Genomic DNA, 9,312 nt, shown 5'->3' on the forward strand with positions numbered 1-9,312 from the left:
CGCGGTCTTTCCGGTCTTCGCACTCGTGTTCGCAACGGTGATGGCCGCCGTCGCTCCATTCGTTGCACAATTCATGTGGTGCCTGGCCTTTGGCGCGCCTCTGGCGGGCTGGTTGGCGGCCCGGCGTTGGCCGCCGAGAACGAATTAGCCAGCTCGATCTCTGCCAAGGCTTCCTCGTATGCAATGGCTAACCGGCAACGGGTCTCGTAATGCCGCAAAATCGTGTTGATGCGGGTCGGATGGCCTTTGCCCCGTGACTTGAACTATGAACCGCGACTTCCGATCCTGGGCACCCTTGAGACATGCCGACTGGCCCTGGGAATGTCCGCTAATCGGCGGAGACCGGAAGTGACCGGCACACCGCCAAAGTGACGCGATTGACTGGATCAATTGAACATGCGGGGGTACCGGTGTCGTTGTTGGCTGAGGGTTTTTCATAGGAAACCTCCAAGGTGACCTGGATGATATCAAGCGCTGGACAATCGACCACTTCCGCTTGTGGTGCATTTTTCGGAAATGCCGCAACGCCCGACTGGAGTCGGGAACGCGCACCGAAGCGGGGCCCGACGACCACTCTGACGTTATGGATTCCCAATTACACCGGCGGACTGGCCATCGCCTCGTCGCGTCCGAGCTTCCGTTCGCGCAGGAAAATATAAAGCCCGGCGCCGATGATGATCGCCGCGCCCGCGATCGTCGCTACCCGCGGTACGTCGCCGAAGACAAGATAGCCGAACATGACAGCCCAGACGATCATCGAATACTGATAGGGCACCACGACGCTTGCCGGGGCGAGCTTCAGCGAGCGGTTGACGCACAACAGCGCGCTCACCGAAATGCAGCCGGCCGCGGCAAACAGGCCGAGGCTCCCGATGCCGGGCGTGACCCAGCCGAACGGCGACATCAGCGCGCCGAGCGCGAAGGTGCCGACGAATTGCGACGACGCCAGCACGATATCGGGCGTTGCCCGCAACGAGCGCGTAATCAGCATCAGGACAGCAAACGACAGGCTGCCGCCAAGCGCGATCGTCGCCGGCCAGCTGACCGTTTGCGCCGACGGACGCAGCGCGATCAGCACGCCGCCAAACCCGATCAGGACCGCGCTCCAGCGCCGCCAGCCGACATGCTCGCGCAGCACGACCGCCGACAGCGCGGTGACGAAAATCGGACAGGCAAGATAATACGTGATGACGTCGGCGAGCGGCAGATAGACGGTGGCCAGAAAAAACGCCGCGACTTCGATGGTGGAGAGCACCACCCGGAGCAATTGCAGCCACGGCCGCTCGAGGCGCAAGAACTCCCCGCGATGCCGCCAGATCATCGGCAGCAGCACGATCAGCGCCGCGCAGGCGCGCAGCCACAGCAACTGCCCGACCGAATAGGTCGCGACCATGAACTTGCCCAGCGCATCGCCGAACGAGAACATGAAGATCGACAGCAGCATCAGCCCGATGCCGGCGAGGCGCGCGGAACGCTCGTCGGCGGCGGTGGAGATTTTGGTGAAGATGCTCATGAAGCTTTCGGTGCGGTGAGCGTCAGCGTTCGCATATCAGTTTGCCAGGAAGCTCTCCAGCGTCATTCCGGGATGGTCCGACGGACCAGGCCTCCAATGTGCATTGCACATCGGGGAATCTCGAGATTCCGGGTTCGCGCTTCGCGCGCCCCGGAATGACGGAGTCTGTGGAATCGATTGCCGCCGCACGACCTCTGCGATACGGATCGACGACGCGCAAAGGAACCCCAGCCATGACCGAGTTCGATCCCGCAAGCCACCGCATGGTGCCGGAACAGCGCTGGTTCGAGGATTTTACGCTCGGCGAGAGGTTTGTGATCCCGAGCCGCACCATGACGTCGGCGGTGTTTGCCGCGTTTCAGACCGCGAGCGGCGATACCCATCCGGTGCATTACGACGTCGAATATTGCCGCGCCCGCGGCATGCCGAACCTGCTCGCCCATGGTTTCCAGACCCTGGTCCACACCGCGCCGGGAGCCGGACTGTTTCCCTACATGGTGGAGGAATCGCTGGTCGGCTTCCTCGAACAGTCGAGCCGGTTTCTCAAGCCGGTCTACGCCGACGACACGATCTATCCGGCGCTCGAAGTGACGGAGCTTAAGCCCGGCCGCTCGACCGGCGTGGTGACGCTGCGCTCCACCGTGTTCAACCAGCGCCGCGAACTGGTGCTGGAAGGGGTGCAGAAATTTCTGATCCGGCGCCGGCCCCAATAGCCGTCGCGCCAGACAGCGGTGTTAAGTTGCCTTAACCTTGCAGCACACCGGCGGGATCGTCGTTCGAGCCCCGCCAAAGCCCTGAAATACTCAACTTTCGCGATATTTACCAAGCTCAGAGGTTGCCGCGCCGACCCCTCTGACATACCTATGGGCCATGAAATTCCTCGATGAAGCCAAGGTCTATATCCGCTCCGGCGACGGCGGCAACGGCTGCGTGGCGTTCCGCCGCGAGAAGTATATCGAGTTCGGCGGCCCCTCCGGCGGCAATGGCGGACGCGGCGGCGACGTCATCATCGAAGCGGTCGACGGGCTGAACACGCTGATCGACTATCGCTATCAGCAGCACTTCAAGGCCCAGAAGGGCACCAACGGCATGGGCAAGGACCGCCATGGCGCCAACGGCAAGCCGATCATGCTCAAGGTGCCGGTGGGAACGCAGGTATTCGACGAGGACCGCGAAACGCTGATCCACGACTTCACCACGCTCGGCGAAAAATTCGTGCTCGCCGAAGGCGGCAATGGCGGGTTCGGTAACGCGCATTTCAAGACCTCCACCAACCGCGCGCCGCGCAACGCCAATCCCGGACAAGAGGGCGAGGAGCGCTGGATCTGGCTGCGGCTGAAACTGATCGCGGACGCCGGCCTGGTCGGCTTGCCCAACGCCGGCAAGTCGACGTTCCTGTCCAAGGTCAGCGCGGCGAAACCGAAGATCGCCGATTATCCCTTCACGACGCTGCATCCGCAGCTCGGCGTGGTGAATTCCGATGGCCGCGAATTCGTGCTGGCGGATATTCCCGGCCTGATCGAAGGCGCGCATGAAGGCGCCGGTCTCGGCGACCGCTTTCTCGGCCATGTCGAGCGCTGCCGGGTGTTGCTGCATCTGGTGGACGCGACCTGCGAACATGCGGGCAAGGCCTACAAGACGGTGCGGACCGAACTCGACGCCTATGAAGGCCATCTCGCCGACAAGATCGAGATCGTCGCGCTGAACAAGATCGACGCCGTGACGGCGGACGAGTTGAAGAAGCAGAAGGACCGGCTGAAGCGCGCCGCGGGGAAGACGCCGCTGTTGATGTCGGGCGTCACCGGCGAGGGCGTCAAGGAAGCGCTGCGCGCCCTGGTCGCGGTGATCGGCGAGGCCCCGGTGTCGGTCAAGGCCAAGGGCGCGGCGCAGGCCGAACCATGGGCGCCGGCGACCACTTCATAGGCCTTTGCGCCACTTCCCAATCACGCAAGCGGCGCGTATTGCTGTCACGGGATCCCCACGAACCACGTCCATGGCCCGCCCCACTCTAAGGAAATTCCGCCGTATCGTCGTCAAGGTCGGCTCGTCGCTGCTCGTCGATTCCGACGCGGGCGAGGTGCGGGGGGCGTGGCTCACGGCGCTGGCCGCCGATCTGGCAAAACTCCACGGCGAAGGCCGCGAACTCCTGATCGTATCGTCGGGCTCGATCGCGCTCGGCCGCAGCCGCTTGAAACTGCCGCGCGGCACCCTGAAACTCGAGGAGAGCCAGGCCGCCGCGGCGGTAGGCCAGATCGCGCTGGCGCGAACCTGGTCGGAGGTACTGGGCCATCACGGCATCGGCGCCGGGCAGATCCTGGTGACGCTGCAGGACACCGAGGAGCGCCGCCGCTATCTCAATGCGCGCTCGACCATCGCCAAGCTGCTGGAATGGCGCGCGGTGCCTGTCATCAACGAGAACGACACGGTTGCCACCAATGAAATCCGCTACGGCGACAATGACCGCCTCGCCGCCCGCGTCGCCACCATGGCGAGCGCGGACTTGCTGATCCTGCTGTCGGATATCGATGGTCTCTATACGGCGCCGCCGGGCAGCAATCCCGACGCAAAACTGATCCCGATCGTGGAGAGCGTCACCTCCGAGATCGAGGCGATGGCGGGGGCGGCGGAATCCGAACTGTCGCGCGGCGGCATGCGCACCAAGATCGAGGCGGCGAAGATCGCGACCACCGCCGGCACCCACATGCTGATCGCGTCGGGCAAGATCGAGCATCCGCTGCAGGCGATCGCCGACGGCGGCCGCTGCACCTGGTTCCTGACTCCCGCCAATCCCGTCACCGCGCGAAAACGCTGGATCGCCGGCTCGCTGGAGCCGAAGGGCACGCTGACCATCGACGCCGGCGCCGTCAGCGCGCTGCGCGCGGGAAAGAGCCTGTTGCCGGCGGGCGTGATCCGGGTCGACGGCCAGTTCGCGCGCGGCGACGCGGTGGTGGTGCGCGGCCCCGACACCCATGAAATCGGCCGCGGGCTTGTCGCCTATGACGCCGAGGATGCCGAGAAAATCAGGGGCCGCTCGTCGGGCGACGTGATGGCCATCCTCGGCGTCAGCGGACGCGCCGAAATGATCCACCGCGACGATCTCGTGGTCGGCCCGAGCGGGGCATTTTCGCAAAACTAGGCCATTGGCCGAGCTGGCCGCGGGTCCAAAGGGCAGCGCCGCCCGCCAGCCATGCCCCCGCCGCACTTCGCAAAACGGCGATTTCCGTGCTAGGACATCGCCTTAACCTGGGGTTGGAACCGATATGTCCGCGCCGCTGAAAGCCATCGACGGCAATCCCGATTTGCCGGCCCTGATGAGCGAGCTTGCCGCCCGCGCGCGCGCCGCCGCGCGGGTGCTGGCGCTTGCGTCCCCCGACCAGAAGAATGAGGCGCTGCAGGCGATGGAGCGCGCCATCCGCGCCAGCGCGGCCACGATTCTTGCGGCCAACGCCGAGGATGTCGCGGAAGTGCGCGCCGGCGGAGCCACTGCCGCCTTCATCGACCGGCTGACGCTGACGCAGGCACGCATCGATGCCATGGCCGACGGCATCGCGACCGTGCGCGACATCCCCGACCCGATCGGTATCGTGACCGAGAGCTGGCAGCGCCCCAACGGCATGGTGATCGAGCGGGTGCGCGTGCCGCTCGGCGTCGTCGCCGTGATTTTCGAAAGCCGCCCAAACGTCGCCGCCGACGCCGGCGTGCTCTGCCTGAAATCCGGCAACGCCGTCATCCTGCGCGGCGGCTCGGACTCTTTCCGCTCCTGCCGCGCGATCCACGATTGCCTGGTGCTGGGCTTGCGCGAGGCCGATCTGCCCGAGGCCTCGATCACGCTGGTGCCGACCCGCGACCGTGCGGCGGTGGGCCTGCTGCTGACCGGACTGAACGGCGGCGTCGACGTGATCGTGCCGCGCGGCGGCAAGAGCCTGGTCGCGCGCGTCGAAGCCGAAGCGCGGGTGCCTGTATTCGCGCATCTGGAAGGCGTCAATCACGTCTATGTCGATTCCGCCGCCAATCTCGAAATGGCGAAATCGATCGTGCTGAACGCCAAGATGCGCCGCCCCGGCGTCTGCGGCGCGGCCGAAACATTGCTGGTCGATCGCGCCGGCGCGGCGGCGACGCTGAAGCCGCTGGTCGAAATGTTGATCGATGCCGGCTGCGAAGTGCGCGGCGACGACGCCGTGCAGCGCACGGATGCCAGGGTGAAGCCGGCGACCGACGAAGACTGGGATACCGAATATGAGGACGCCATCATCACCGCCAAGGTGGTCGACGGCGTCGACGAGGCGATCGCGCACATTCACAACCACGGTTCGCATCACACCGATGCGATCGTGACCGAGGACGAAGCCGCCGCCCGCAAATTTCTCAACGAAGTCGATTCGGCGATCGTGCTGCACAACGCGTCGACCCAGTTCGCCGATGGCGGCGAATTCGGCTTCGGCGCGGAAATCGGCATTGCCACCGGAAAATTCCACGCCCGCGGCCCGGTCGGCGCCGAGCAACTGACCAGCTTCAAATACCGCGTCCACGGCACCGGGCAGACGAGGCCGTGAGCGGCAGGGCGCTTTCAAGCGACAAGAAAGCATTGCGCCCGCGGTGGCTCCGTTGAAGTCAGCTCCGGTCGCGTTGCCATCTCTCGCTCAGGCCATCCCGCTCCACAGCAACGGCATGCGCATCGGGCTGCTCGGCGGCTCGTTCAATCCGCCGCATGACGCGCATCGCGCCATCAGCCTGTTTGCGATCAAGCGGCTGAAGCTGGACCGGGTGTGGTGGCTGGTGACCCCCGGCAATCCGCTCAAGGAGCGTGGCGCCTTGCGCGATCTCGAACAACGCGCAGAAGCTGCGCGCCAAATGGCTCACGATCCGCGCATCGACATCAGCTGTCTCGAATCCGTCATCGGAACCCGATACACTGTTGACACCATAACTTATCTGCGCCGCCGCGTTCCCGGGCTGCGCCTGGTCTGGATCATGGGCGCTGACAATCTCGCGCAGTTTCATCGCTGGCAAAACTGGCGGCGCATCGCGTCCGAGGTGCCGATTGCAGTGATCGACCGTCCACCGCAAAGTTTTCGCGCGCTTGCCGCACCCGCTGCGCAGGCGCTGGCGCGCTATCGGCTGCCTGAAAACCAGGCCGGCAGGCTCGCCGACCTCCGCGCGCCGGCCTGGGTGTTTCTCACGGGCATGAAGCTGAGCCTGTCGTCGACCGGCCTGCGGAACCCGGACGGCAGCTGGAAGACAAAGTGACGGGGGTGCATCACTGGAATATTGAAACCCTTAACCCCACATGCGTAGTATAGCCCGTGGGCTGCCGAGATTCGGTGCCCGCGATACAGTGAAAGGAATGGTCCCTGGCCACATCTGTATTGTCCAAGTCTGTTTTACCCAAGGTTTCCAAAGCGTCACCCAAAACCGCGCGTAAAACATCGACACAAGCTGCAGCCTTGAAGGCGCAACCCGACGCCGACAAGACGCTGAATATGATCCTCTCCCGCCTCGACGATATGAAGGCGGAAGAAACGGTCACCATCGACCTTCGCGGCAAATCTGCATTTTCCGACTACATGATCGTCACCTCCGGCCGGGCCAACCGGCACGTCGGCGCGATCGCGGAAAATGTCGCGAAAGCCCTGAAGGAAACCGGAATCAAGAACCTCCACATCGAGGGTTTGCCCAATTGCGACTGGGTCTTGATCGATTCCGGCGATGTGGTCGTGCACGTATTCAGACCCGAGGTTCGCGAATTCTACAATCTCGAGCGGTTGTGGACGCAGGGCCCGACGGCGGCGAAGGCGATCTGACGGACGAGCCGATGCGAATCGGCTTGAGCGCATGCTAATCTTGCGCTCATGCACCTTGTCGTCATTGCAATCGGCCGGCTGAAGCAGGGCCCGGAGCGGGAACTGACCGAGCGCTATCGCGAGCGATTCGACGACATCGGCCGCAAGCTCGGCTTCCGCGGCCTCGAGATCCATGAAATTCCCGAAAGCCGCGCGCGCGATGCCGCGACCCGCATGACCGAGGAAGCCGCGGCGATTTCGGCCGCAATTCCGCAAAAATCCGTGCTGGTGGCGCTGGACGAGCGCGGCGATAATGTCGACAGCGCAGCTTTTGCCCGGCATCTGGGCCGCTGGCGGGATGAGCAAGTTGCCAACACTATTTTTGCAATCGGCGGCGCGGACGGACTTTCGCCCGATTTGCGGCGCAATGCAAAGTTGAGGATGGCGTTCGGCTCGGCGACCTGGCCGCATCAAATGGTTCGCGTCATGCTTCTGGAACAGGTTTATCGCGCCGCGACCATTTTGGCCGGCCATCCGTATCACCGCGCGTAAGCCGCGCCAGCCACAAGCATTTGAGAGAGCACCGACCAATTTCGATGCAGCCAACGCGGACCATTCACTCCTACCCTGACACCACCGGCCGCGGCCGGCCCGTTTCCGTCCGACCCGTTTCCGGCCGTATTCCGCTTTCGATCGCCTTGTTGTCGGCGGGCTTTGCAAGTCTCGGCCTGTCGCCCGCCGCCGCGCAGGTCGCAGCTTCGACGCCCCAGACGACAGCCGCTTCGTCCGACGCCATCAAGCAGCGCGAGCAGGAGCTGGAAGCCGCGCGCGCCCAGCAAAAGAGCGCGGCCGAAGCGCAAGAGAAGCTGAAATCCGATATCGCGGCGATCGGTCAGGATCGCAGCAAGCTCAATCAGCAGTTGATCGACATCGCCGCACAGGTGCGCAGCGTCGAGACCAGGATCGGCGATGCCGAAGCGCGGCTGCGCCCGCTGGATTCGCGCGAGCAGCAAATCCGCAGCTCGCTCAATTCGCGCCGTTCCGAGATTGTCGAGGTGCTGGCCGCGCTGCAACGCGCGGGACGGCGAACGCCGCCGGCCTTGCTGGTCAGGCCGGAAGACGCATTGCAGTCGCTGCGCACCGCCATGCTGCTCGGCGCGGTGGTGCCGGAACTGCGGGCCCGTGCGGAAAAACTAACCGGCGACCTCACCGAGCTGGTAACGCTTCGCAAGACCATCGCCACCGAGCGGGACCGGCTTGCCGCCGACCGTGACAAGCTCGGGAACGACCAGGCCCGGCTCGCCGCCCTGGTCGACGAACGGCAGCGCCAGCAGAGTACGATCGAAAAAGACATGGCCGCGGAAAGCGCACGCGCCATCACGCTGTCCCAGCAGGTCGACACCCTGCAAGGCCTGATCGCCAAAATGGAGCAGGATCTGAAGAGCGCCGCGAAGGCGGCTGTAGCCGCCGACCTGCAGGGGGCGCCCGCCATGCTCAATGGCAAGCCGAACCTGGGGGCGCTGAAGGACCCCGCCCGGCTGAGCCCGGCCGTCGCCTTTGCCTCCGCCAAAGGCTTGTTCGCGTTGCCGGTTAACGGCGTCAAGATTCGCGATTTTGGCGGTTCCGATGGCGCGGGGGGCGTCGAAAAGGGCATTTCTTTGGCAACCCGGCCGGGGGCCCAGGTCACAACACCGTGTGACGGCTGGGTTGTTTACGCCGGGCCGTTCCGCAGCTACGGACAACTCTTGATCCTCAACGCCGGTGGCGGGTATCATGTGTTGATCGCCGGGATGGAGCGCATTTCGGTTAACATCGGCCAGTTTGTACTTACGGGGGAGCCGGTCGCGACCATGGGAACGATGTCCCAGGTCGCATCCATTCTCGCGACCAATGCGAGCCAGCCCGTGCTCTATGTCGAGTTCCGTAAGGACGGCACTCCAATCGATCCAGGCCCATGGTGGGCCGCAAATGAAGGCGAAAAGGTTCGCGGATGATGCGCAAGACTTCAGTAATTCTCCT

The 9,312-nt window shown here is 64.5% G+C and carries 9 protein-coding genes; 8 read left to right on the plus strand and 1 reads right to left on the minus strand.

The features are described 5' to 3' along the window. Positions 1–595 precede the first annotated feature (595 nt). Positions 596–1,513, minus strand: coding sequence for a DMT family transporter (locus QZ213_RS19150; protein WP_291687667.1), 918 nt, complete (start codon positions 1,511–1,513; stop codon positions 596–598). A gap of 233 nt (positions 1,514–1,746) precedes the next feature. On the opposite strand from QZ213_RS19150, the gene QZ213_RS19155 reads away from it, so the two are divergent. The 8 genes from QZ213_RS19155 to QZ213_RS19190 all read left to right on the plus strand — a co-directional run bounded on the left by QZ213_RS19155 (position 1,747) and on the right by QZ213_RS19190 (position 9,287). Beyond that, the gene (locus QZ213_RS19155) at positions 1,747–2,226 is read left to right on the plus strand and encodes a MaoC family dehydratase (protein ID WP_291687668.1); all 480 of its coding nucleotides are present in this window, start codon (positions 1,747–1,749) and stop codon (positions 2,224–2,226) included. A gap of 157 nt (positions 2,227–2,383) precedes the next feature. Next, positions 2,384–3,436 carry a GTPase ObgE gene (obgE, locus tag QZ213_RS19160; protein ID WP_291687669.1) on the plus strand — a complete coding sequence of 351 codons (1,053 nt, stop codon included), beginning with the start codon at positions 2,384–2,386 and terminating at the stop codon, positions 3,434–3,436. Between the two features lie 70 nt (positions 3,437–3,506). Further along, positions 3,507–4,649 (plus strand): glutamate 5-kinase, encoded by a 1,143-nt coding sequence (proB, locus tag QZ213_RS19165; protein ID WP_291687670.1) that lies wholly within the window; start codon positions 3,507–3,509, stop codon positions 4,647–4,649. 124 nt (positions 4,650–4,773) lie between these two features. Beyond that, positions 4,774–6,066: a glutamate-5-semialdehyde dehydrogenase gene (locus QZ213_RS19170; RefSeq protein ID WP_291687671.1), complete on the plus strand. Its 1,293-nt coding sequence runs from the start codon at positions 4,774–4,776 to the stop codon at positions 6,064–6,066. Between the two features lie 73 nt (positions 6,067–6,139). Continuing rightward, positions 6,140–6,760 carry a nicotinate-nucleotide adenylyltransferase gene (locus QZ213_RS19175; RefSeq protein ID WP_291687672.1) on the plus strand — a complete coding sequence of 207 codons (621 nt, stop codon included), beginning with the start codon at positions 6,140–6,142 and terminating at the stop codon, positions 6,758–6,760. Positions 6,761–6,957: 197 nt separating this feature from the next. Then, positions 6,958–7,314 (plus strand): ribosome silencing factor, encoded by a 357-nt coding sequence (gene rsfS / locus QZ213_RS19180; protein ID WP_291687673.1) that lies wholly within the window; start codon positions 6,958–6,960, stop codon positions 7,312–7,314. A 48-nt stretch (positions 7,315–7,362) separates the two neighbouring features. After that, complete coding sequence (gene rlmH, locus QZ213_RS19185) at positions 7,363–7,845, plus strand: 23S rRNA (pseudouridine(1915)-N(3))-methyltransferase RlmH (protein ID WP_291687674.1); 483 nt, start codon at positions 7,363–7,365, stop codon at positions 7,843–7,845. Between the two features lie 44 nt (positions 7,846–7,889). Next, positions 7,890–9,287 (plus strand): peptidoglycan DD-metalloendopeptidase family protein, encoded by a 1,398-nt coding sequence (locus tag QZ213_RS19190; protein ID WP_291687675.1) that lies wholly within the window; start codon positions 7,890–7,892, stop codon positions 9,285–9,287. Positions 9,288–9,312: the final 25 nt, after the last annotated feature.

This window comes from Bradyrhizobium sp., assembly GCF_017881085.1.
Classification (GTDB): Bacteria; Pseudomonadota; Alphaproteobacteria; order Rhizobiales; family Xanthobacteraceae; genus Bradyrhizobium.